The 22,606-nt window shown below is 45.5% G+C and carries 16 protein-coding genes, 3 pseudogenes and 1 riboswitch; of the genes and pseudogenes, 7 read left to right on the forward strand and 12 right to left on the reverse strand.

Annotated elements, in window-relative coordinates:
* Positions 1-486: 486 nt before the first annotated feature.
* The 4 genes and pseudogenes from DWY79_RS23395 to DWY79_RS15860 all read right to left on the reverse strand — a co-directional run.
* Positions 487-585 (reverse strand): annotated as a pseudogene (locus tag DWY79_RS23395) (AraC family transcriptional regulator); the annotation flags it as partial.
* A gap of 164 nt (positions 586-749) precedes the next feature.
* Complete coding sequence (locus tag DWY79_RS15850) at positions 750-1,763, reverse strand: ABC transporter ATP-binding protein (protein ID WP_008779842.1); 1,014 nt, start codon at positions 1,761-1,763, stop codon at positions 750-752.
* 1 nt (position 1,764) lies between these two features.
* On the reverse strand, positions 1,765-2,802 hold the full coding sequence (locus DWY79_RS15855) for an iron ABC transporter permease (RefSeq protein ID WP_008772222.1): 1,038 nt from the start codon (positions 2,800-2,802) through the stop codon (positions 1,765-1,767).
* Positions 2,803-2,811: 9 nt separating this feature from the next.
* A complete protein-coding gene (locus tag DWY79_RS15860; RefSeq protein ID WP_008772223.1) occupies positions 2,812-3,975 on the reverse strand; it encodes an ABC transporter substrate-binding protein in 1,164 nt (387 codons plus the stop codon).
* Positions 3,976-4,037: 62 nt separating this feature from the next.
* A riboswitch (cobalamin riboswitch) is annotated at positions 4,038-4,237 on the reverse strand.
* Between the two features lie 66 nt (positions 4,238-4,303).
* On the opposite strand from DWY79_RS15860, the gene DWY79_RS15865 reads away from it, so the two are divergent.
* Positions 4,304-5,008 carry a precorrin-2 C(20)-methyltransferase gene (locus DWY79_RS15865; RefSeq protein WP_121962327.1) on the forward strand — a complete coding sequence of 235 codons (705 nt, stop codon included), beginning with the start codon at positions 4,304-4,306 and terminating at the stop codon, positions 5,006-5,008.
* 48 nt (positions 5,009-5,056) lie between these two features.
* Here DWY79_RS15865 and DWY79_RS15870 read toward each other — a convergent pair whose 3' ends face one another.
* Positions 5,057-5,569 (reverse strand): hypothetical protein, encoded by a 513-nt coding sequence (locus DWY79_RS15870; RefSeq protein WP_048927265.1) that lies wholly within the window; start codon positions 5,567-5,569, stop codon positions 5,057-5,059.
* A gap of 393 nt (positions 5,570-5,962) precedes the next feature.
* On the opposite strand from DWY79_RS15870, the gene DWY79_RS15875 reads away from it, so the two are divergent.
* Positions 5,963-7,630: a formate--tetrahydrofolate ligase gene (locus DWY79_RS15875; RefSeq protein WP_005862573.1), complete on the forward strand. Its 1,668-nt coding sequence runs from the start codon at positions 5,963-5,965 to the stop codon at positions 7,628-7,630.
* Positions 7,631-7,727: 97 nt separating this feature from the next.
* On the opposite strand, the gene proS is transcribed toward DWY79_RS15875, so the two are convergent.
* Positions 7,728-9,209 carry a proline--tRNA ligase gene (gene proS / locus DWY79_RS15880; protein WP_122369690.1) on the reverse strand — a complete coding sequence of 494 codons (1,482 nt, stop codon included), beginning with the start codon at positions 9,207-9,209 and terminating at the stop codon, positions 7,728-7,730.
* Positions 9,210-9,317: 108 nt separating this feature from the next.
* Here proS and DWY79_RS15885 point away from each other — a divergent pair, with 108 nt between their 5' ends.
* The gene (locus tag DWY79_RS15885) at positions 9,318-10,421 is read left to right on the forward strand and encodes a Gfo/Idh/MocA family protein (protein ID WP_122369692.1); all 1,104 of its coding nucleotides are present in this window, start codon (positions 9,318-9,320) and stop codon (positions 10,419-10,421) included.
* Positions 10,422-10,425: 4 nt separating this feature from the next.
* Here DWY79_RS15885 and DWY79_RS15890 read toward each other — a convergent pair whose 3' ends face one another.
* The 3 genes and pseudogenes from DWY79_RS15890 to DWY79_RS15900 all read right to left on the reverse strand — a co-directional run bounded on the left by DWY79_RS15890 (position 10,426) and on the right by DWY79_RS15900 (position 12,928).
* A complete protein-coding gene (locus tag DWY79_RS15890) occupies positions 10,426-12,165 on the reverse strand; it encodes a thiamine pyrophosphate-dependent enzyme (protein WP_048927262.1) in 1,740 nt (579 codons plus the stop codon).
* Positions 12,166-12,237: 72 nt separating this feature from the next.
* Positions 12,238-12,384, reverse strand: a pseudogene (locus DWY79_RS23080) (cytochrome-c peroxidase); the annotation flags it as partial.
* Between the two features lie 139 nt (positions 12,385-12,523).
* Complete coding sequence (locus DWY79_RS15900; RefSeq protein WP_048927261.1) at positions 12,524-12,928, reverse strand: HsmA family protein; 405 nt, start codon at positions 12,926-12,928, stop codon at positions 12,524-12,526.
* Positions 12,929-13,042: 114 nt separating this feature from the next.
* Between DWY79_RS15900 and DWY79_RS15905 the strand changes: the two genes are divergently transcribed.
* Together DWY79_RS15905 and DWY79_RS15910 are read left to right on the forward strand one after the other, a co-directional pair.
* Entirely contained in the window at positions 13,043-14,200 is a 1,158-nt protein-coding gene (locus DWY79_RS15905; protein WP_122369694.1) for an MFS transporter, read from the forward strand.
* A gap of 12 nt (positions 14,201-14,212) precedes the next feature.
* Positions 14,213-17,323, forward strand: a pseudogene (locus tag DWY79_RS15910) (glycoside hydrolase family 2 TIM barrel-domain containing protein).
* 90 nt (positions 17,324-17,413) lie between these two features.
* On the opposite strand, the gene DWY79_RS15915 reads toward DWY79_RS15910, so the two are convergent.
* The 3 genes from DWY79_RS15915 to DWY79_RS15925 are packed head-to-tail and all read right to left on the reverse strand — an operon-like array spanning position 17,414 to position 20,534.
* Positions 17,414-18,580, reverse strand: coding sequence for a MalY/PatB family protein (locus DWY79_RS15915; protein ID WP_044545375.1), 1,167 nt, complete (start codon positions 18,578-18,580; stop codon positions 17,414-17,416).
* Positions 18,581-18,585: 5 nt separating this feature from the next.
* Entirely contained in the window at positions 18,586-19,452 is an 867-nt protein-coding gene (locus DWY79_RS15920) for a DUF3737 family protein (RefSeq protein WP_005862587.1), read from the reverse strand.
* An 8-nt stretch (positions 19,453-19,460) separates the two neighbouring features.
* Positions 19,461-20,534 carry an alpha/beta hydrolase gene (locus DWY79_RS15925; RefSeq protein WP_005862589.1) on the reverse strand — a complete coding sequence of 358 codons (1,074 nt, stop codon included), beginning with the start codon at positions 20,532-20,534 and terminating at the stop codon, positions 19,461-19,463.
* Between the two features lie 232 nt (positions 20,535-20,766).
* Between DWY79_RS15925 and DWY79_RS15930 the strand changes: the two genes are divergently transcribed.
* Positions 20,767-21,684, forward strand: a complete 918-nt coding sequence (locus DWY79_RS15930) for an AraC family transcriptional regulator (protein WP_036615856.1) — start codon at positions 20,767-20,769, stop codon at positions 21,682-21,684.
* A 15-nt stretch (positions 21,685-21,699) separates the two neighbouring features.
* Positions 21,700-22,587, forward strand: coding sequence for an AraC family transcriptional regulator (locus DWY79_RS15935; RefSeq protein WP_122369696.1), 888 nt, complete (start codon positions 21,700-21,702; stop codon positions 22,585-22,587).
* The last annotated feature ends 19 nt before the right edge of the window (positions 22,588-22,606 follow it).

Genomic DNA, 22,606 nt, shown 5'->3' on the forward strand with positions numbered 1-22,606 from the left:
ACTCGAATTGCGCTGTCTCTTTCTTACGCAGAAAGAGACAACAGGAGTATAAACGCTCCTATCCTCTGTTTTTCAAGCCCTTGGAAATGTTAATAGGACAAGGCACGTCACGCTTGACGGCTCGCTATTGTTTGTCTTTTTTAATTTTGACAAAAGATTTAAGCACTCTCCTTGCCTTTATCAGCTATTTGAGCTACTTTTACACCCGAAAACGGATATTTACCCGTCATTCTGAAAGTTGTCTCTTTCTGCGTAAGAAAGAGACATTTTTTTTCTCCCTACTTCTTTATTCTCAATCACTTCTATTTTTCGATTCATTTTACATTATCGTTTTTTTTACCGTTTGTCTCTTTACATCTCACTACTCATTTAACATTTAGGACTTACTGTCCGGAAAGGCACGCACGAGCTAGCACGATTCCCGACGGAAGAACCGTGTAAAGATCCATACATGCAAACTTCATATTGTTACATGACGTTGAATTGATTCACATTCTCCCGCGTTTCGAATTGACGGTCATAGAACCGCTCACAATAATCAAGTAGGAGTTTTATATTGTCTGTAATCAGTGATTTCGTATGCTTATACAACACCTGTACTCCACACAGCCGTAGAAGTGACAGGAATGGTGGAATTAAAGTTGTATGTATCTTTCAAGCAATTACAGGAAAGCCGACGAAGCTAGCTTACTTTAAAACAATGGATTTGAATGGAAAAAATTCATAACTATGAATGAAGAAAAACATAGTTATGATTTTTCAGTATCAAAATAGGCAAGTAATTCTTCTATCGTTTGGGTGATATAGGTACCGCCGGAAGTCTCATGGATGATAAAGTGGGTGGTCTTTAAATCGCCAGTCTCAATCCAGATATTCGATTCCACTTCCCGATTCGCCAAAATTCCGTTTCGCTGGAGCGCTTTACGCACCATAGCGTATTTCTGGCCATGTCCAACGAGGCGGATCTGTCGGGAGAATTGATTATCTATACGGAATAATCCGGTATCCTTATCGAAAACAATCCCTTTCCGGGCGAAGAAATTGCTTAGATGACCACTCAATGCCAAATCCTCGGGGGTACCGGTAGAGATACCATTCGCTTTGTCCATTAACCAGATCTTATCCGATATCTGGAGAGCCAGCTCCAAATCGTGAGTGGACATAAATATCGTCTTATTCGTTTTCCGGGTTAGATGATGGAGTAATTGCATAATCTCTACCTTGCTGGGAAAATCAAGGAATGCGGTAGGTTCATCCAAGTAAATAACCGGAGTCTCCTGAGCGAGCGCCTTAGCGATCATCACTTTCTGGCGTTCTCCATCCGATAAGGTATGGACCATGCGGGATGCTAGTTCCTCAATGCGGACAAGGGCGATGGATTCTTCCACGATCCGCTTATCATCCTTGCTCAACTTGCCCCAGAAGCCGGTATACGGGCTACGTCCCATCCCGACCAATTCCCGTACCAACATATTCCGGATCTCACATTTATCGGTCAGCACGACACCGATCGTGGTGCTCAATTCCTTATCGGAATAAGCATCTATATCTTTTCCTAGGACCAATATTTCCCCATCTAATTTAGGTTGGAAAGCCGATAACGTGCGCAATAAAGTAGACTTCCCCACCCCGTTAGCACCCAGCAAACAGGTTAATTCACCACTATAGATCGTAGAGTGTATACCTTTAGCTACCAGCTTTGTACTACTCTTAGAATGGTAACCGATCGAAAGGCCGTTAATATGAATCGTATCTTGTTTCATCTTACTCGTTCAATTCATTCTTTCGTTTTCTAAATAATACCGAGGCCACTACAGGAGCACCTACTAAAGCGGTTACCGAGTTGACAGGTAACGCTCCCTCGAACCCCGGCATACGGGCGATCAAATTACAGATCAACGCCAACGCCGCACCTGCGAATAAGACCGCAGGCATTAAAATCCGATGGTCGGAAGTTTGAAATATGGCCCGGCATAAATGCGGAACGGCTAGCCCCAAGAAGATAATAGGTCCGCAATAAGCCGTGACAATCGCCGTAAGGACCCCGGCCGAGGTGATAACCAACAAACGGGCCCGCTTGATATTAAGTCCCAAATTGCGTGCGTAGCTATCCCCAAGAAGCATCAAGTTCATGGTCTTGATAAGCAGGAACGAGAGAGGGATCAAGACTGTCATAAGAATCACGAACAACGTCATCTGATTACCGGAAACACGGGCGAAACTACCCAATCCCCAAATCACGTATGCACGGATATCCTCCTCGACGCTAAAGAATTTAAGTACACCGATCACGGCGTTTGCCACGTAACCGATCATCACACCGATAATCAACAACGTGACATTTCCTTTTACCTTTTGGGAAACATACACGATCAGCGCCATCACGGATAAGGAACCGATCACGGCCGCTATCGATAAGGCGATCTCCCCCATAAAACCAAGTTTACTCAAGGCAACGCCCCCTAAACTACCGCTTAACAACACCACGAAAGCGACACCCATGCTCGCTCCCGAACTGATACCTAAGACCGAAGGTCCGGCCAATGGATTACGGAAAACGGTTTGCATCTGTAAGCCGCTGATGGATAAGCCTGCTCCCGCTACCAACGCTGTCAATGCCTGTGGTAGTCGGGATTTCCAGATAATATTCTGCCATGTAATAGGCTCATTTCCTGAATTCCAGATAATATGCCAAACCGATTGAAGAGGAATAGAGACTGACCCCAACACCAAATTCAAAAAGATTAGAACAAAAATAGCCGTGACAATCGCCAGCATCCATAGGGTATTTGAATGTCTCATCAGCGTTCCTTATTTAAGTCGAGAATAATAGACCGGCTCATGATCCGGTAATAAATCCGGATGAAAGATATGAAGCAAATCCGCTAGGACGATCTCCGGTTCTGTCGGCATACTCTCATAAAACGGCGTGTTCTTCATATTACAATAGATAATCCCTTTCTCCCGGAACGCACGGAAATCCGCATAACGAGGATCTTGCTCTTTCAATGCCTCATAGCTAAACGTTCCCGGGAAACTATTCACGATACGCCAGAAATCAGCATCGTCCGCTTGGTTATAGACCGTCTCGAAGTCTAATGTAACACCACCGGATCGCTCATCGTCTTTCAAGAAATAATCAGCGCCGGCATCCTTGAAAAGCTGTGCCAAGAAACTCTTTCCTCCTACGGCATACCAGTTTCCACCCCGTAACTCGCCACTAAAAACGATCGGACATTTTTTAACCTTGCCATCCGCCGTAAGTTCCTTTAATTCATTATACCTCTTCTCAATGGCGGCAAAACGCTCATTGCCCTCTTTCTCTACCCCTAACAACAAGCCTATGAACTTGATCCATTCAGCTTGTCCCAATGGCGTAGTCTCCTTATAACCCAAATGGGGAATCAAGGGGATACCCACGTCTTTCAGCGTCTCATAGCCTCCCCGCTTGAATGGCGATACAAGGATCAAATCAGGATTCATACTCATGATAACCTCGTTATCGAAATTTCCCTCTATACCGATCTTTGCGGTTTTACCTTCTTTCAGGCGTTCGTTCATCTCTTTATTGAACAAATGCCGTGTACTGGTAATCCCAACGACCTTATCCAAGGCACCCAATTTAATAAAATTCGATAATTGCAGGGAAGTCATACAGATAACGCTTCGGATAGGAAGCTCTATCATCGTATAATCAACGGGAATCCCCGTGGGTTTCGAACCTCTTTTTACGAACGCATAATGAAACGTGGTGCTTTCCTCGTTTTGAGGATCTTGAATATCAGCCAAGACATATTGATCCGCATAGGTAAGCTTGAATCCTTGGGCGTATAAAGGCTTAACCTGCTCTTGCGAGAATGCGGATTGCTCTACGGAAGCCGTCTTCCCTATTTCTCCTTTTTCACGGATACCTGAAGTACATGATAAAGTCAATACCGATAAAAGCAAGCATCCACCCGCTATAAACTTATTCATAATCCTTGTTTAATTGACAGTTGATCATTGACAGTTACTCTCGTCCTGCTCCACGGGACAGCAACATTTATTTATGAACCGGCAGGTCTTCTGACTTACTTCCATTCTAGACGCCTTCCCGATTACGAAACCAGTGGCCAAGGTATTGTCCGAATGTTTAGAAGTTCACAGCAGCGTGGTCTGTCCGGGATTCTCACCCGGTTCCCTTTTAATCCGCCTCCCGGAAAAAGAGATAAGCGGAGCCTGTTACAGCGACAAAAGTAGTAAGAATATTTGTATACATCCGCAATTTTAAGGACTTTTGCGTTTCAAATAAAAACAGATACACATGAATCATCCTATTCACTTCGTCTCATTAGGTCCCGGTGATCCGGAATTAATTACGCTGAAAGGGCTTAAAACATTACAAAAGGCTGATATTATCTATTGTCCTGCTACACAAGGCAAGCATGGAATCATATCTCGGGCGACGGATATATTGAAAGCTATTGAGGTAGACGAATCCTTGATCCATCCGTTTATTTTGCCAATGAGTAAGGAACGGACAGATGCGTTAAACGCTTATAACGAATTGTTTCTGGATGCCCAAGCTGAATATTTGAAAGGAAAACAAATCGTGATCGTCGCCGAGGGAGACGCTGGTTTTTATTCATCTATACAATATGTATACGATAAATTCGAGGAAGCAGGAATCCCGGTCGATCGAATCGCAGGAATTCCGGCATTTATAGCGGCAGGTGCCTTGGCCGGGATACATATCGTAAAACAAGAGGAGCAAATTAATGTAATCCCCGGGACTGCGTCGTTCGATGAACTTTCGGCAAAAATAGAAAATGGAATGATCATCGTCATCATGAAATTACCGGGTTGCCAAGAGGCTATTCATACTTGTATCCGGCAGTATGCGGATAAGGCGGTTTTTCATTATTTCGAGAATGTAGGAACAGGAAAAGAATATTATACTACTGATATCGCCACTATACATTCCAAGGATTTCCCCTATTTCTCCCTACTGATTATCCAACCTCGCTAAAAGAAGAAGGCTGCCCGGAGAGTAACCAAACCCGGACAGCCCATCTTATTACGCTACATGCAATATATGCTTAAGCTGATCGATATGGAAACGAAGTGTATCCATATAAGGTTTCACTGAATTATGGTACATGATCGCTTTTGCGTGCATATCTTCCAACTCGCTTACTTTACGGTTCGCCTCACGCATTTTACAAGCGTTGTAGCGAATACCCGATACATGCCCTTTGATATCCTCGATCGCTTGGTTTCCCCGGTTGAAGATAGACTCTGCTTCTTCCGGAGCGTATACCGTATAGGCTTGGGCAACGTCATCCAGTAATGCCTGTTGATAAGAGCCGGCTATCGGGAGCAATTGATGGATCGCATGATGACATAAAGAATGAACCTCGTTTTGAAGCTTCTTCAATTCTACTTCCCACTTTGATTCACATACTTCATCCAATTGTTTGACTTCCGCTACGACACGACCGCTAAACAATTCCACTACCATCTTTTCCCATGCTTCTGCTACCCACGATTTAGTAGCAAATGTAACCTGACTAAATCTTACTGTTGACATAACCTTAAATTTACATATTATATTGCTAATGTTATTAATCTCTCATCTATTTCAATTTATCACACTCAAACCATTTTAGCTTTCTTTTTATCGTTGTGACACCACAAAATTAATCAAATTATCATAGACGGATAATTTTAAAGACTATTTTATAATTCTTTAAGAGTGCAACAAGCAAAACGTATGATTTTTGCAAAGTTCACTTTACAAAAAGTTCAATTTCAAGCCTAACAGCTATCACAAAAAGCGAGATCATCGCCATTTTCGCACAAAAATATCAAAATAACACAATCTTCTTATTCCATAAAGGGGGAAAACCTTGTTCCGTATCATTTTGTTATTATAATAAATTAGATTTACTTTGTTCAAACTATATAAACTTACATAAAGCACATGAAATCGGACATTGAGATAGCAAGAGAAACAGACTTGCGTAAAATTAAGGAAGTTGCGACAACGTTAGGTATCCCTCGTGAGGAAGTACAAAATTATGGCAGGTATATTGCCAAGGTTCCTATCCATTTGATCGATAAAAAGCAAATGGACCAGCATAATTTAATTTTAGTGACCGCTATCACTCCCACTAAAGCGGGAATCGGAAAGACTACGGTTTCGATCGGTCTGGCTTTAGGGCTGAATAAAATAGGGAAGAAAGCGGTGGTCGCTTTACGTGAGCCGTCTCTTGGCCCGTGTTTCGGCATGAAAGGTGGTGCTGCCGGAGGTGGATATGCCCAAGTGCTTCCCATGGAAAACATCAACTTGCATTTTACAGGGGATTTTCATGCGGTTACTTCCGCCCACAATATGATTACCGCTTTATTGGATAACTATATTTATCAGACTCGCAACACCTGCGAGGGATTGAAGGAGATCAAATGGAAACGGGTTCTTGACGTAAACGACCGTAGCTTACGTAACATCGTATCGGGTCTAGGCGGCTCGGCGAACGGTGTCCCTACCGAGACCGGATTTGACATCACTCCCGCTTCAGAGATCATGGCGATCCTTTGCTTGGCTACGGATATAGAGGATTTGAAACGACGTGTCGGAAATATTTTATTGGGTTATACAAACGAAGATAAGCCTTTCACGGTAAATGATCTTGGCATAGCCGGAGCTATTACCGTATTGCTAAAAGACGCATTACTGCCGAACCTAGTACAAACAACGGAGAATACTCCCGCATTTGTACATGGAGGTCCTTTCGCTAATATCGCCCATGGATGTAATTCCATATTGGCCACCCAAATGGCTCTTACTTATGGAGATTATGTGATTACGGAGGCTGGTTTCGGCGCTGATCTGGGTGCGGAGAAATTCTTTAATATCAAATGTAGAAAAGCGGGGCTTTCACCGAAACTGACAGTCATCGTAGCGACTGCCCAGAGCTTAAAACTTCATGGTGGCGTTCCTGAAAAAGAAATCAAGGAACCGAATATCGAAGGATTAAAGAACGGATTCGCTAACTTAGATAAACACATTGAGAATATGAAGAGCTTCGGACAGCAAGTAATCGTGACTTTCAACCGTTTCGCTACCGATACGGACGAGGAGATCGCTTTAGTGGCTGAGCATTGCAAGGAAAAAGGGGTTGGATTCGCCATGAATAACGTTTTCTCCGAAGGAGGTGAAGGGGGTACGGAGCTTGCCCGCTTAGTGGTTGATACGATCGAAAATCATCCTTCCGCTCCTTTACAATATACATATGATCTGAATGATCCGATCCGTACGAAGGTACAAAAAGTGGCCCAGAAGATATACGGAGCCTCTTCGATTGTTTATACGACTTTGGCCGATAAAAAATTGCGTCAGATCGAAAGCTTGGGTATTTCCCATTATCCGATCTGCATCGCCAAGACTCAATATTCATTCTCTTCCGATCCGAAAGCTTATGGGGTTGCCAAGGACTTCGAACTAAAAGTACGAGATGTAATCATCAATAACGGAGCCGAGATGATCGTTGTCGTCATGGGCGAGATCATGCGTATGCCGGGGCTCCCTAAAGAGCCGCAAGCCCGAAAGATCGATATCGTGGATGGCATGATTGAGGGATTGAGTTAATAGACAGTAAAACAATTTAAATAAAAAAGGTACGCCTCACACATTCAGTAAGGCGTACCTTTTTTATAACCACTCTCGCCCCGAAACCGGGGGGCGATCAATAAGCTCTGGCGAACAGTACCCGGCAAGCCGACGGTTTACCTGTCACCATACACTTACCCGGAGTCTTATCACCAGCTAAAGGAATACAGCGGATCGTAGCTTTCGTCTCGTTCTTGATCAATTCTTCTGTTTCCGGGGTTCCATCCCAGTGGGCCATGATGAAGACGCCATCCTCGATCTTCTCCTTAAATTCCTCATACGTATCTACGTTTATGATGTTAGCCTCACGGTGATCGTACGCTTTCTTGAAGATATTCGCTTGGATTTCCTCCAACAGATTCTTCACGTATTCCTCAATGCCATCACAAGTGATCGTCTCCTTCTCCAAAGTATCACGGCGCATTACTTCGATCGTATTATTCTCCAAATCACGACCACCCATAGCCAAACGCACGGGAACACCTTTTAACTCGTACTCAGCGAACTTCCAGCCCGGCTTCTTGTTATCAGCGTCATCATATTTCACGGAAATGCCTAACGCTTTCAATTTAGCCACGATACCAGCGACCTTCTCGCTGATCTGCGTCAATTGCTCAGCGCTACGGTAGATCGGTACGATCACAACCTGTATCGGAGCCAAATGTGGAGGCAATACCAAACCGTTATCATCAGAGTGAGACATAATCAACGCTCCGATCAAACGTGTGGAAACACCCCAAGAAGTAGCCCAAGCATAGTCGCTCTTACCGTTCTTGTCGATGAAAGTAACGTCGAAAGCCTTACCGAAGTTCTGCCCCAAGAAATGGGAAGTTCCCGCCTGCAAAGCTTTTCCATCCTGCATCATCGCCTCGATCGTATAGGTATCCAAAGCACCGGCGAAACGCTCGCTCTCAGACTTCACGCCCTTTATTACCGGCATTGCCATATAATTCTCAGCGAAGTTCGCGTAAACCTCTTGCATCTTCTTAGCTTCTATCTCCGCTTCTTCACGAGTAGCGTGAGCGGTATGGCCTTCCTGCCACAAGAACTCAGCCGTACGAAGGAACAAGCGAGTACGCATCTCCCAGCGCATCACGTTCGCCCATTGGTTGCACAAGATAGGCAGGTCACGGTAAGACTGAATCCAGTTACGGTATGTATTCCATATAATGGTCTCCGAAGTCGGGCGAATGATCAATTCCTCTTCCAGTTTAGCTGCCGGATCTACGACAACCCCCGTACCGTCATGATTTGTCTTCAAACGATAGTGAGTAACCACGGCGCACTCCTTAGCGAACCCTTCTACGTGCTCAGCTTCTTTGCTTAAGAAAGACTTCGGGATCAGCAAGGGGAAATAAGCGTTCACATGACCGGTTTCCTTGAACATATCGTCTAGGATACGTTGCATCTTCTCCCAAATAGCGTATCCGTAAGGCTTGATCACCATACAACCACGCACGGCGGAATTCTCCGCCAAATCTGCCTTAATTACCAAATCTTGGTACCACTGCGAATAGTTTACACTTCTCGGTGTAAGTTCTTTCAGCTCTTTTGCCATTTCTTTATATTTCTAAATTATATTGTTTTCCTTAATCTGAATAAGTAATGGGTTGCAAAGGTAAGAAATAATCGTATATCTTTGTAAAAACTATATATAGATAATATCATGAATATACACAAGATCACACGTTACTTACTTATGTTATGTACATTTACGTTCTTAACTCTCACGGCGAAAGGGCAAGATGGAGAGCCTTTGCGACTGGCCGTGGCAGGGGTATCCCACGGACATCTATGGGAGGTGATAAGCCGTTTGGATAGAGGCGATTTCAAGATTGTAGGAGTCGCCGAGAAAGATGATTACTTACGGGAACATAACGGTCTGCGGGATAAGCTGGATCCTAACCTATTCTATGCGGACCTTGGCGAGATGCTGGATAAGACCCATCCGGAGGCGGTCATCGTATACGAGCCGATCCACGACCATCTTCGTGTGGTAGAGGCTTGCGCACCGAGAGGCATACATGTTATGGTAGAAAAGCCATTGGCCGTCAATAACGAACATGCTACCCGAATGGCATCGCTCGCCCGTGAGAAAAATCTCTTGTTGCTTACCAACTACGAGACTACGTGGTATAATACTAACCATGAGGCATTCCGCCTTATCGACAGCGGTGCTATCGGGAAGATCGATCGTATCAACGTATACGACGGGCATCAAGGTCCCTTCGAGATCAACTGCGGAAAAGAGTTCACGGACTGGTTAACTGACCCCGTGCTGAATGGCGGCGGGGCGGTTATCGATTTTGGATGTTACGGAGCCAACTTAGCCACCCGTCTCATGAAAGATGAAAAGCCTCTTAGCGTATACGCCGTACTACGGCAGAATAAACCGAATCTTTATCCCAAGGTAGACGATGACGCGACTATTATCGTGGAATATCCTTCCGCGACCGTCCAGATCATGGGATCATGGTGTTGGCCGATGGGTAGAAAAGATATGCATATCTATGGCGACAAAGGATATATCTACCAAGATACACCTAAGGAAATGCGAATTTATACCAACGGAAAGGAGCGCCAAGAAATAGCACCTTCCTTGAACGCTCCTTATAATGATTCCTTTTATTTCTTGAAAGCCGCTGTCCGTAAAGAGATTGACGTACCTCCCACGGACCTTTCCTCGTTGGAGAATAACCTAATGGTAGTGCGGATATTGGACGCTGCCATTCAAAGCGCAAAATCTAAAGCGGTTATCCAGCTCTTTTGAGAGTTTAAAACACCTCTTTCCAATGTTTTAGATTCGTATCGATGGTATCCAAGACCTCCTTGCTTCGCCCCTCCATCATTAACTTATACATGGTCTGGGCAAAACCAAGCATTTGGGAGAACTCAATCTTGGGAGGCATCGCTAATGCGTTCGGATCGGTCATGATGTTAACCAAGGCCGGTCCGTCAGCGTTAAACACTTTCTGCAAGGTGGGGAATACATCGTCGGGGTTGATCACGTTGTAGCCCGCCATTCCCATTGAAAGGGCTACCCGGGCGAAATCCGGGTTCAACATCGTGGTCTGCCAATCCGGCAGTCCAGCCACCTCCATCTCAAGTTTTACCATTCCTAGGGAACGGTTATTAAACACGATTAATTTAATCGGCAAATGGTATTGCACGATCGTAGCAAGGTCGCCCAACAACATTGAGATACCTCCATCACCACACAACGCAACGACTTGCCTACCGGGGTAAGCCAATGCCGCCCCTATCGCTTGCGGCATGGCGTTCGCCATCGAGCCATGATTGAATGATCCCAACATCTTCCGCATACCCGTAGCTTGCAAATAGCGGGCACCCCATACACAAGTCATACCCGTATCCACGGTAAATATGGCGTCGTCCGAGCTAAGCTCGTCTACGACCGAGATCACGTACTCTGGCTGTATCTTCTCTTCTTTCCCCCGGACAGCGGCGGCAGAACGGAGATTTTCCCGAACTTTCTCATATTTAGCCAACTGTTCCCGCAAGAAACTATCATCTTCTTTCTGGTGAATCAACGGAATCAACTCATCCAAAGTATCCTTCACATCGCCACAAAGCCCCATTTGTATCTTGGCACGACGCCCCAGACGATTCGGATTGATATCCACCTGTACGATCGTGTTGCTCTCTGGCATGAATGCCTCGTATGGAAAATCGGTTCCCAACAACACCAACACCTCTGCCTCATGCATACTATAATAGCCGGAAGGCATGCCCAATAGACCGGTCATCCCCACCTCGTTCGGATTATCGTATTGGATCTCCATCTTACCCTTGAAAGAATAGGCTACCGGAGCATTCAGTAATTTAGCCAACTGCACCAATTCCGGATGGGCATCTTTCGCCCCTATTCCACAATAAAGTGTCACTTTCTTTGCGTTATTCAACAAATCCGCTAATTCCCGGATTTCCTGTTCGGCGGGACAAACCCGTTGTCGCGTAGGAAAAGAAATGGTAGAGGACAAACCCGCTGTAGCATTCTCTGCCGCCAAGTCACCTGGAAGTCCGATCACCCCGACCCCACGTGATGAGATCGCCGCTTGCATAGCGCCTTGAAGCATCCGGGGAAATTGTTCCGGCGTAGTGGCTACTTGGTTATAATAGCTACAATCATCGAATAATTTGATCGTATTTGTCTCTTGGAAATATTCCGTACCAAACTCCCGGGAAGGGATCGTGGAAGCGATCGCCAAGACCCGTGCTCCGGATCGTTGGGCATCATACAGCCCATTAATTAAATGTACATGCCCGGGGCCACTACTACCTGCGCAACAAGCCAACTCGCCTGTCAACTGGGCCTCCGCCGCAGCGGCATAAGCCCCCGTTTCCTCATGACGGACATGAATCCACCGCAATCTGCCGTTTTTCCGAACAGCCTCGTTCACCTCATTCAGGCTATCGCCTGTCACGGCGTATATACGTCGTACGCCTGCTTTTTCCAGCGTATCCACTAACTGGTCCGCAACTTTCTTCGCCATAGTTTAAACTCTTCTTTTTATTTTATAAGAAAACTATCAAGGGCTGGAGAAAGTTTTTGGAAAGGCTGATTTTTATTTGATGCAATCCGTCAATGTTCGTAAAAAAGCGACAATCGCAGTCTCCTCTTCCTGAGATAAAGCTAAGTTCCCCAGTTCATCCTTATTTACGGTCTCGGGATATTCCGCCAGGGGGAAATCCTCTACATCCCTTACATTATGAAGCTAAATAGACACTTCACGACCCCTTCCGAGGTGATACGGGCGTATTTATCGGCAAAACCTTTTTCCGGGATATGGCATATAGTAAACATATCACCAAATGTACGATTTATTTCTCAAGATATATGAGCGATGGCCTCTATTTATGGAGAGACATCCCCATGTAGATACCGATGCAATAAGGAATTAACCAGATGAACCACACAACAATGCTAAATCTGTTGAAATGCTGCTTGGCTTTTAACGAACCTTTAAAGTAAGTCCAAATCGCCCAGATCGCATGGATTAGCATCAAGCAAATAGCGATAATTCCCGTTACGGTATGCGCCGTATCATGCAGATGGGTCAGCTGGGCGATATGCTCCATCAAGCCCGTTCCAATAGCGTCCGCATAAAGTCCTAATACAAAAAACCAAAGATGCCACGCTTTTAACTGTCCTTGGAAACGCTCGCCCCAGACCCCGATCGTATAGCATATCAAGGCGGATGATATCACACAAATGGCCGTAATCAGTAAATGAATATCAAGTTGATTGAATACCATATTTTTCCTTTTTCAAAAAGAACAGAAGCTTCCTAAAAAAGTTCAGGCTATTGGCAAAGAATTCATACATTCGCGTGTCTAAATAAAAACGACAGGGCAATCCCGTTGAAAAATATGAAACAAAATATACTCGCTCTCTATCTGATCAAGTTATCCAAATGGTTCTCGCTCGTAATGCCTATCATTGTCCTTTTCTATGAGGATCATGGGTTAGGATTGCAAGACGTATTTATTTTGAAGAGTGTCTACTCGGTCGCCGCTGTCGCTTTGGAGATTCCCTCGGGCTACCTGGCGGACGTATGGGGGCGTAAGAAATGCTTGATTCTAGGTTGTATACTTTTCTTTGGAGGGTACCTATGTTATTCTTTCACCTCCACTTTCACGGCATTTCTCTTTGCCGAGATCCTGTTGGGAACCGGGCAAACCTTGGTCAATGGAGCGGATTCGGCGCTGCTCTACGATACAACCGTACGATATAAAAAAGAAGAACTTTACTTGCGGTACGAGGGACGTATCACGATGATCGGTAATTTCGCCGAGGCCATCGCCGGGATATTCGGTGGATTGCTGGCCGCCTATTCCTTGCGATTGCCGTTTTACGCCCAAGCGTTTGTCGCCTTTATTGGCATTCCGGCGGCGTTCGCCTTGCAGGAATTCAATACTAAGAGCAAGGTGCAGAACCCGGTTTCCGAGATTCTCCGCATCTTGAAATATTCCTTGGTCACGAACCGTAAGCTATGCTATAACATCATGTTCTCCGGTATCATCGGAGCCGCTACATTAACGATGGCATGGTTCGTGCAGCCCGTATTGATGAAGTTGGAAACCCCGACCTCCTATTACGGTGTCATTTGGACCGTGCTCAATCTGACTGTGGGATTGTCCGCCCTCTATTCTGATCAGGTAGAGCGGTATTTCGGGATGCGTAAATCAAACACGTTTATACTACTTATAATCGTAGGTGGATATATATCGCTCGCTTATAACCTTACTTATTGGGGATTAGCGATCTTGTTCATTTTCTATATAGTCCGGGGCTTCGCCACACCGATTTTGAAAGGTTACATTAATCAAATGACCTTCTCGGAGATGCGGGCTACGGTCTTGTCGATCCGTAACTTTGTGATCCGCTTGATATTCGCTGCCATCGCCCCATTTATAGGTTGGCTAAATGATTTCTATTCTTTACGTGTCGCCCTGTTAGTTTCCGCCGGAATTATTGCCATACCCGGAATTTTATTCTTAGTTTTGCAATTCCGTAAAGCAGATTAAAAATATAATAGCATGAAAAGACAACTTATGACCGGACTGTTTGCCGCTTTGGCTTTCACAGCGGTAGCCCAGTCGAATGAGTGGCGAGACCCCGAGGTCAACGCCGTAAACCGTGCCCCGATGCACGCCAATTTCTTCGCCTACGAGACCGCCGAGGTGGCAGCGAAGGACGCCAAGGAACAATCCCAGAACTTCATGACCTTGAACGGTCCTTGGAAATTCTTTTGGGTAAAGAACGCTGACGCTCGTCCTACCGATTTCTGGCGGACCGATTACAACGACAAAGGATGGAACAATATGCCTGTGCCCGGTGTATGGGAACTGAACGGATATGGAGATCCTCTCTACGTAAACGTTGGTTACGCTTGGCGTGAGCAATTCAAGAACAACCCGCCCGAGGTCCCTACCGTTAATAACCATGTGGGTTCCTACCGTCGTGAGATCATGGTTCCTGCCAGCTGGAACGGAAAAGAGATCATCGCCCATTTCGGCTCCGTTACCTCCAATATGTATTTGTGGGTAAACGGGAAGTACGTAGGCTATAGCGAAGATAGCAAGCTGGAAGCGGAGTTTAACTTAACTCCTTACTTGAAACCCGGACAAAAAAACCTGATCGCTTTCCAAGTATTCCGCTGGTGTGATGGCACTTATCTGGAAGACCAAGATTTCTTCCGTTACAGCGGTGTCGGACGTGATTGTTATTTATACGCCCGTAACCCAAAGCAACAGATCGCCGATATACGTGTGACTCCGGATCTGGACGCTCAATACCAAAATGGCTCGTTGGCTGTCAACCTGACCATGAAGGGTAAAGGTACGGTAGAGCTTGAACTATTGGATGCCCAGAATAAAGCTGTCGCTACCCAATCCTTGAACGCTTCCGGAAAGGTCAGCACGACGATAGAAGTCTCCTCTCCCCACAAATGGACTGCGGAGACTCCTTATCTATATACTTTACGGGCTACTTTAAAAGAGGGAGGCAAAACAATCGAAGTAATCCCTGTAAAAGTAGGTTTCCGTAAGATCGAATTAAAGAACGCCCAGATACTCGTGAATGGGCAACCGGTTCTTTTCAAGGGTGCCGACCGTCACGAGATGGATCCCGATGGCGGTTATGTCGTTTCACGTGAACGCATGATACAGGACATACAGATCATGAAGAAATTCAACTTGAACGCCGTTCGTACCTGCCACTACCCGGATGATAACTTCTGGTACGATCTTTGCGATAAATACGGTATCTATGTCGTAGCCGAGGCCAATGTAGAGTCTCACGGAATGGGATACGGCGAGGAAACGTTAGCCAAGAACCCATCTTATAAGAAAGCGCATCTGGAACGTAACCAACGTAACGTCCAACGTGGTTTCAACCATCCGAGTATAATCTTCTGGTCCTTGGGTAACGAGGCGGGATACGGTCCTAACTTCGAGGCCGCTTACGATTGGATCAAAAACGAGGATCCCAGCCGTGCCGTACAATACGAGCAGGCCGGAAAGACCGGAAAGACAGATATCTTCTGCCCGATGTATTACAACTACGAGGATTGCGCTAAATACTGCGAGGACAACTCCATGTAAAAGCCTTTGATACAATGTGAGTACGCCCATGCCATGGGTAACTCTCAAGGTGGTTTCAAGGAATATTGGGATTTGATCCGTAAATACCCGAAATATCAAGGAGGCTTCATCTGGGACTTCGTGGATCAATCCGTACGCTGGACCGGCAAGAACGGGAAAATGATCTATGCTTATGGCGGCGATTTCAATAAGTTCGACGCTAGCGATAATAACTTCTGCGATAACGGCTTGATCAGCCCGGATCGTGTTCCGAACCCGCATATGTACGAGGTGGGGTATTATTACCAAGATATCTGGACAACCCCCGGCGATCTGTCGAAAGGTGAGATCAAGGTGTACAACGAGAATTTCTTCCGTGACCTTTCCGCTTATTATCTGGAATGGGAAATGCTGAAAGGTGGCAAGGTTGTTCGTAGCGGACGTGTCGATGACCTGAAAGTAGCTCCCCAGCAAACATCAACAATCCGATTGGATCTAGGCGAGACTTGCCAATGCACGGAATGGTTGCTGAATGTATCTTATAAACTGAAGAACCGTGAGGGTTTATTACCCGCCGGACATACCGTAGCCAAGGATCAGCTGACGTTGAATCCATACAAGGCTCCATCTATGGAATTGAAAAACGTGGAGACAACCAATATCGAAACCAAGGCTCCAGTCGTACAAGATAGCGATGCGAATTACCTGATCGTGGAAGGTTGTGGTTTCCGTACCGAGTTCAATCGAGAGAATGGTTATCTGATCAAATACGAGGTAAACGGCCAAGACATGATCAAGGAAGGAGAGGCTTTGACTCCTAACTTCTGGCGCGCGCCGACAGACAATGATTTCGGAGCTGGCCTACAGAAAAAGTACGCCGCATGGAAGAATCCGGAGATGAAGCTGACTTCTCTTAACCAACGGATGGAGAACAAGCAAGTGATCGTAGAGGCCGCTTACGATATGCCGACCGTATCCGCCAAGTTGAACTTGACGTACGTGATCAATAACAAGGGTGCGATCAAGGTTACCCAGAAAATGACAGCAGACAAGAATGCCAAGGTATCCCCCATGTTCCGCTTCGGTATGCAAATGCCGATGCCGAGATCATTCGAGAATATCGAATACTACGGCCGTGGTCCCGTGGAGAATTATATCGACCGCAAGGGTAACGCCGACTTGGCTATTTACCGCCAGACCGTAGATGAGCAATTCTATTCGTATATCCGTCCGCAAGAGAATGGAACGAAATCGGATATCCGCTGGTGGAAAATGCTGAACGAGGCTGGCAACGGTATCGAGGTTGTAGCCTCTGCCCCATTCTCCGCTTCCGCTTTACATTATACGATCGAGTCTTTGGATGACGGTGCCCGGAAGGATCAAAGACACTCTCCCGAAGTAGAGGAAGCTGACTTGACAAACCTTTGTCTCGATAAGGTGCAGATGGGATTGGGCTGTGTAAATAGCTGGGGAACTATCGCACTCCCGGAATATCAAATTCCTTACGGCGACTATGAGTTCACGTTCATTCTTACTCCGGTAAAACATAGCATCGAGATCGAGTAAAACGAATCTTTTATCTAGCGAGAGATATATGAAAGAAGGGGAAAGCAATTGTTGTTTTCCCCTTCTCTCGTTTTCTATCATCACTATTCTTTAACAGCCACTACCTACAAAATTCCTAAACCGTTCCAGTCCCTTTATCAGCGAGGAACGTGGACAAGCGATATTCCAACGCATGAAACCTTCGCCTTCTGCTCCATACATCGTTCCGGCATTGAGCCATAGCTTCGCTTTCTCGATCAGCAAGTGCTCCAATTCTTCCGATGATTTACCTAACTTACGGCAATCCATCCATACTAGATAAGTGCCTTCCAACAAGGTTATCGGGAAGTCCGGCAGATATTTCCCGCAAAAATCTTTCATGTATAAGTAATTCTGCCATAAATAATCGATCAGTTGCGACAGCCATTCCTCTCCCTCATTATAGGCCGCTATGGTAGCTATTACACCAAAAGGATTCACATCGCATACCTCGTTGATATTGATTGCCCGGTCTATCTTCCGACGTAGGTTCTCATCGGAACACACGATATTGGCGATCTGTAATCCAGCTATATTGAAAGCCTTACTAGGTGACAGGCATGTTACGGAATGCCGTAGGAATTCTTCCGAGATAGATGCGAACGGCGTAAAAGTATATTCCGGAAATACGAGTTCGCAATGTATATCATCCGATACGACTGTTAAACCATTACGGATACATATCTCGCCGATATGACTTAATTCCTCACGTGTCCATACCCTTCCAGCGGGATTATGAGGATTACACAACAACATGACCTTTACCCTCGGATCAGCGGCTTTTCTCTCCAAATCCTCATAATCAATCGTGAATGTATCATGGGCATAAGACAAAGGGTTGCGGATAATCTCACATCCGTTATTGCGGATGGATGAGAAAAAACAGTTATAAACCGGAGTCTGCACCAGTACTTTATCACCCGGCTCGGTCAACGCTTTGATAACGGCGGAAATAGCCGGAACAACACCGGAGGTATAAATCATCCATTCTTTCCGTATTTGCCATCCATGCCGACGTTCAAACCAACCTGTCACCGCTTCGTAATATGCATCCGGCACTTGGGTATAACCGAAAATACCATGTTCTACACGTTGCCGTAAAGCTTCGATAATAACGGGTGCCGTACGGAAATCCATATCGGCCACCCACATCGGTAGTACATCCGTGCCCACGGCACTATCCCATTTATAAGAGTTCGTACCGGTACGAGGCACTATTTCATCGAAGTTATATCTCATATTCTTTATGCGGAAAAGCAAGTACGTTCATTCCATAGCCTCAGTTGGCAATTACCCGGAGCCTTGATGTTCTCGTCGAGGATTACCTCACCATAACTTTCGGCGGTGATACTTCCCGTACGGGGATTCTTCACGCTACGGATCGAGCTGTTGATAGTCGCCTGCACGGAACTGTATTCAAAGGCTAGATCGCAATCATCTGCCATCGTACAGTTCTCCATCATAAGATCGTGGGCGTAACAAAGCGGCTGCGTACCCGAGATCTTGCAATTTACCAAACGCAGGTTCTTCGAGTGCCACCCCAAGTACTCGCCGTTAATCTCGGAATCGTATACGGTAACATTCTCCGTATTCCAGAAAGCGTCTTTCGAATTGATGACCGCATTACGGATTTCCACGTTCTTACAATACTGGAACGAGTAGTTTCCATTTTGAGCGTAGTTCCGGATTTTAATGTTCTCGCCGTGCATAAATAAATAATCAGCATGATCTATTTGCACATTTATCAATTCCACGTTCCGGCAATGCCAAAGGGTTTCTTGAGCATTGGGTAGTTGTACGTTTTCCAGTCTGATACCGTCCATCTCCCGAAACATCTTTGGGGCTTCCACCCGTGTATCCGTCATCACTAGATTTTGGGAGTACCATAACGCGGCACGTCCACCTTCGGTAAACAGGCTATTCTTGATGGTGAAGCCATCCACGTGCCAAAACGGATATTTACCCTCAAAACGACAGCCTACGGCTATGATATTGCTACACTCTTTCAATGCCGACTCCCCGGCATGAATAACGACATTGTCTAATTGTAAATCGTGAGAGGCGAACAAAGGGCGCTCACCACTAAATTCCATATTCTTTATCTGTTGCATAATGGATCTTATTTGAAGTTTTCTACAAAGAACCGTTCAATCTTATCGAAGGGAATGACATTCATCTGATCGTACAAATCCACATGATTCGCTCCGGGTATAATTAGCAATTCCTTGTTATCACCTTTCAGTTTCTTGAAAGCATCCTCGCTGAAGTAACGTGAATGCGCTTTCTCTCCATGAATAATCAATACGGCGCTACGAATCTCGTCACTATACGAGAGTATAGGCATATTGATGAAAGATAAAGCCGAGGTCTTGTTCCATCCGCCATTCGAGTTGAGCGAACGCTTGTGGTAACCACGCTTCGTCTTGTAATAAGCGTAGTAGTCTTTCAAGAATTGAGGCGCATCGTCGGGTAACGTATCGGGTAAGCCTCCCGCAAGGGCATATGAGCCGTACTTTGCGTCAGCGGTACGCTGTTCATTGAGTTGCTTGCGCAATTCATAACGTGCGTCGGTATCCATCGCATCAAAATAGCCATTAGCGTTCACACGGCTCATATCGTACATCGTAGAGGTAACGGTCGCTTTGATACGAGTATCGATAGCCGCCGCATTAAGAGCCATGCCTCCCCATCCGCAGATACCGAGGATACCGATATGTTCCGCATCCACATCATCACGTGTCGAAAGGAAATCGACGGCCGCACAGAAATCTTCCGTATTGATGTCGGGAGAAGCTACATAACGAGGCTCTCCGCCACTCTCGCCTGTATATGACGGATCGAAAGCGATCGTCAGAAATCCACGTTCCGCCAATTCCTGCGCATATAAACCCGAGGATTGTTCCTTCACGGCACCGAACGGACCGCTAATAGCGATAGCAGGCAATTTTCCATCCGCATGCTTGGGTTTGTACATATCGGCGGCAAGCGTAATGCCATAGCGATTACGAAAAGTAACTTTACTATGGCTCACCTTGTCACTCTGTGGGAATACTTTATCCCACTCCTTAGTTAGATTCAAATTCTTGTCCATTGTATGACCGGTATTAAATTGATTGTCTGTAGCGAACAGATTTCCCGTAGCGCAAAAGCATATGGCTATTGCCGTACATAATTCTCTTAATGACTTCTTCATGTCGTTCCTTGTTTATTTTTACGATGGCAAAGATAGAAGCTCAAATAGCATCCCTTTGTAGATAAATTACGGATGTCATGACCTCAATTACAGGTTTTGCGGAATCAGCCAGAAAACCTGTAAATACACATAATCCGTAACAATGGTTATATAATCCGTAATTAGGGTTATAACTATATATGAATTATCCTCTATTTTCGCGTACAGAATTATTGATTAAATACGTACGGCTATGGATAAGATACTTAACTTAGATAGTGTAGACCTATATAACAAACTATATGGCCTCGAAACCCTAAATCCGCTTGTCAGTGTCATAGATTTGAATAAAGCGACGAGTAGTGTAGATCTCATCCGCTTCAATTACGGCATCTATGCGCTGTATCTAAAACTAGAGAAAGCCTGCGATATCAAATACGGACGCCAGACATACGATTACCAAGAAGGCACGATCGTTTGCTTCGCCCCCGGGCAAACAGCGGAAACAAATCCGACAACCGATAAAGTCCAAGTAAACGCACATGGTATTCTTTTCCATCCCGATTTACTGCGTGGAACGTCACTCGGAAAGAGTATCAAGAAATATACGTTCTTTTCTTACGAGGTAAACGAGGCGTTACACCTCTCGGAAGAAGAAAGATCTATCGTGATGGATTGCCTGAAGATTATCCGTATGGAACTGGAGCATGGCGTGGATAAACATAGTAAAACCTTACTTGTAAACCATATCGAACTGCTACTTAATTATTGTATGCGTTTTTATGAAAGGCAGTTCATCACCCGAGGCAAGACAAACCGGGATGTGCTGACACGTTTCGAAAATCTATTGGATGAGTATTTCGAAAGTGCACTCGCCGAACAGGACGGATTGCCTACGGTGAAATACTTTGCCGACAAGCTTTGCCTCTCATCGAACTATTTCGGTGACATGTTCAAGAAGGAAACCGGCAAATCACCGCAGGAATACATCCAAGAGAAAGTAATCGAGCTAGCCAAAGAACGTATCTCCGACACGGCGGACACAGTCAGCCAAATCGCATATTCCCTCGGTTTCCAATATCCGCAGCACTTCTGTCGGCTATTCAAGAAACGGGTAGGATATACGCCAAGTGAATACCGTGCGCAGATCGGTCTATCAACGAATCTATAGAAGGCGTTCAAGAAGATGTTAGATATTAAGACCGTATATGAATGTAACCGGTGCTTGGGATGCAAGACGCTGCACCCACAAGTAAGCCTCATCAATCTAGAGAGCCCGAACCTAGAGCAAGAGGCCGTAAAGTTCGAGTTCTACGCAATACTCTTGATAGAAGACTGCCTGGACGGTTGCCATTGTTGCGGACGTAAGTATTACGATTATTCCAACGCTACGATGGTGTTTCTTACACCCGGTGAGATTTTCCGCATGAGCGAGAATAATACGTTACCCGACAAAGGGTACCTTTTAGCGTTCCATCCCGACCTATTGTTCCGCACGTCATTGGACAACCATATTAAGAACTATACCTTCTTCGCTTATAATAAGGAAGAGGCGCTACATCTCTCCCAACGTGAGACAGCCAAAGTTACGTGTTGTCTGGAAAACATCGAGGATGAGCTTCACCATGCCATCGATACACACAGTGGTACCATTCTATCCCGCCACATTGAATTATTATTGGATTATTGTACACGCTATTATGAGCGACAGTTCATTACCCGGGAGAATAAGAACAAGGCTATCTTGGAGAAATTGGAAGGGCTCCTCGACGAGTATATCATTTCCGGCAAATTAGAGAACGGCCAGCTACCCACCATCGAATATTGTACGGCAGAACTGAATCTTTCTGTCGCTTACTTCAACGACCTGTTAAGATTCGAGACCGGCAAAACGCTGGAGGAATATTTTCAGTTCAAACGGTTGAGTGTGGCTAAGACAATGCTACTGAAAAACGGTAATACTCCCGCTCTGGTAGCACGGCAACTAGGTTATCCGAACGTACAGTATTTCAGCCTTATATTTAAGAAGATCACAGGCATCGCCCCCAGTGAATATCCATATGCGCAAAACTAAGAAACGGAAGGAGGCCATC

It is taken from the genome of Parabacteroides sp. AF27-14 (genome assembly GCF_003635425.1).
GTDB lineage: Bacteria > Bacteroidota > Bacteroidia > Bacteroidales > Tannerellaceae > Parabacteroides > Parabacteroides distasonis.

Bases quoted from the DNA above. Each gene is read 5' to 3' on its own strand.
- DWY79_RS15850 (WP_008779842.1), bottom strand. From the start codon at position 1,763: ATGAAACAAGATACGATTCATATTAACGGCCTTTCGATCGGTTACCAT.
- DWY79_RS15855 (WP_008772222.1), bottom strand. From the start codon at position 2,802: ATGAGACATTCAAATACCCTATGGATGCTGGCGATTGTCACGGCTATT.
- DWY79_RS15860 (WP_008772223.1), bottom strand. From the start codon at position 3,975: ATGAATAAGTTTATAGCGGGTGGATGCTTGCTTTTATCGGTATTGACT.
- DWY79_RS15865 (WP_121962327.1), top strand. From the start codon at position 4,304: ATGAATCATCCTATTCACTTCGTCTCATTAGGTCCCGGTGATCCGGAA.
- DWY79_RS15870 (WP_048927265.1), bottom strand. From the start codon at position 5,569: ATGTCAACAGTAAGATTTAGTCAGGTTACATTTGCTACTAAATCGTGG.
- DWY79_RS15875 (WP_005862573.1), top strand. From the start codon at position 5,963: ATGAAATCGGACATTGAGATAGCAAGAGAAACAGACTTGCGTAAAATT.
- proS (WP_122369690.1), bottom strand. From the start codon at position 9,209: ATGGCAAAAGAGCTGAAAGAACTTACACCGAGAAGTGTAAACTATTCG.
- DWY79_RS15885 (WP_122369692.1), top strand. From the start codon at position 9,318: ATGAATATACACAAGATCACACGTTACTTACTTATGTTATGTACATTT.
- DWY79_RS15890 (WP_048927262.1), bottom strand. From the start codon at position 12,165: ATGGCGAAGAAAGTTGCGGACCAGTTAGTGGATACGCTGGAAAAAGCA.
- DWY79_RS15900 (WP_048927261.1), bottom strand. From the start codon at position 12,928: ATGGTATTCAATCAACTTGATATTCATTTACTGATTACGGCCATTTGT.
- DWY79_RS15905 (WP_122369694.1), top strand. From the start codon at position 13,043: ATGAAACAAAATATACTCGCTCTCTATCTGATCAAGTTATCCAAATGG.
- DWY79_RS15915 (WP_044545375.1), bottom strand. From the start codon at position 18,580: ATGAGATATAACTTCGATGAAATAGTGCCTCGTACCGGTACGAACTCT.
- DWY79_RS15920 (WP_005862587.1), bottom strand. From the start codon at position 19,452: ATGCAACAGATAAAGAATATGGAATTTAGTGGTGAGCGCCCTTTGTTC.
- DWY79_RS15925 (WP_005862589.1), bottom strand. From the start codon at position 20,534: ATGAAGAAGTCATTAAGAGAATTATGTACGGCAATAGCCATATGCTTT.
- DWY79_RS15930 (WP_036615856.1), top strand. From the start codon at position 20,767: ATGGATAAGATACTTAACTTAGATAGTGTAGACCTATATAACAAACTA.
- DWY79_RS15935 (WP_122369696.1), top strand. From the start codon at position 21,700: ATGTTAGATATTAAGACCGTATATGAATGTAACCGGTGCTTGGGATGC.